2 protein-coding genes are annotated in these 1,331 nt (G+C 45.8%); both read right to left on the bottom strand.

Annotated features, from left to right (window positions below; genetic code table 11):
- Positions 1–93: 93 nt before the first annotated feature.
- Positions 94–669, bottom strand: a complete 576-nt coding sequence (gene clpP / locus ON063_RS14530; RefSeq protein WP_012726916.1) for an ATP-dependent Clp endopeptidase proteolytic subunit ClpP — start codon at positions 667–669, stop codon at positions 94–96.
- A 126-nt stretch (positions 670–795) separates the two neighbouring features.
- Positions 796–1,331: 3'-5' exonuclease (locus tag ON063_RS14525; RefSeq protein WP_274665609.1), on the bottom strand; the 536-nt coding region annotated here is incomplete at its 5' end.

The raw sequence follows: 1,331 nt of genomic DNA, 5'->3' as shown, positions 1-1,331 counted from the left end.
GTCAGGCAGGGGCGGATGACATGATTGAAGTCTGGATGCCAATCGAATAGAAAAAGACGTTTCCCGATTGATCGGGAAACGTCTTTTGTATGATTAGCGAGTCATGACTTTGTCGATGAGACCGTAGTCTTTCGCTTGGTCAGCTGCCATGAAGTAGTCACGCTCTGTGTCGCGCTCGATGACTTCAAGTGGCTGTCCAGTGTTCTCTGCCATGATTTGGTTCAATTTCTCACGCATTTTAATGATACGTTCTGCGTGAATCTTAATGTCTGACGCTTGGCCTTGTGTGCCGCCGAGCGGTTGGTGAATCATGATTTCCGCGTTCGGAAGTGCGAAGCGTTTTCCTTTTTCACCGGCTTGGAGCAAGAAGGCACCCATCGATGCAGCCATTCCGATACAAATCGTCGACACGTTCGGCTTGATGAAGTTCATCGTGTCGTAAATCGCCATACCCGCTGTGATCGAACCACCTGGGCTGTTGATGTAGAGCGAGATGTCCTTTTCTGGATCCTCAGCTGCGAGGAAGAGAAGCTGTGCGACAATTGAGTTCGCGACGTTGTCGTCAATCGCACTTCCGAGAAGGATGATACGGTCTTTGAGCAAGCGTGAGTAGATGTCGTACGCGCGCTCCCCACGGCCTGTCTGTTCGATAACTGTTGGAATTAACATTGAATCTGCCTCCTTTATGTAGGTTGTAAGTTCATCATACCTGTATAGTCAATGTTGGTCAAACAGAAACCCTTTCTAGTGCTTATTCCACGACCCTCGATGTGTAAAACGTCTCAAGTGCTGACGTTACCCATTTAATTTTGGACGAGCCGGTGTGACTACTTGACATGATTCGAAATAACGAGTGAAGATGGAGTCGCCTGAATACGATAAGAAGAGATATTCTTTTGCACGTGTCATCCCGATATAAAGGAGAGACACTTCGCGCTCGACATCTTCTTCATATTTGAATGGCATATTGTCAACGTTGACGATAAAAACGGCTTGAAAATCAAGACCTTTACTGCTGTCGATTGTACTGATTTTTACGCACTGATCATCTTTTGAGAAGGTACGTTTCGTCTCACTGCTCTCTGTAATCCAAAAGTGCTCGATTCCATAGTAGTTCAGTGCACGTTGCAAGGTGTCGACGTAATGCATCGTTGAAAATTTTTGGACGCGATATAGGATCAACATTTCAGAGTAGGGAACTTTTTTCTCCTCATGTAACTTTTTGATTTGCCGAGCAACGAGATCTGCTTCTTTGAAGAAATGATCACATTTAATAACGGCTGGTTCAGGACCTCTTCGAAGCGTACTCTGAGGAGCGATGATTTCCCCAT

Source organism: Exiguobacterium sp. B2(2022), assembly GCF_028823655.1.
Lineage (GTDB): Bacteria > Bacillota > Bacilli > Exiguobacteriales > Exiguobacteriaceae > Exiguobacterium > Exiguobacterium aestuarii_A.
This window is presented reverse-complemented; position numbering and strand designations above follow the sequence as displayed.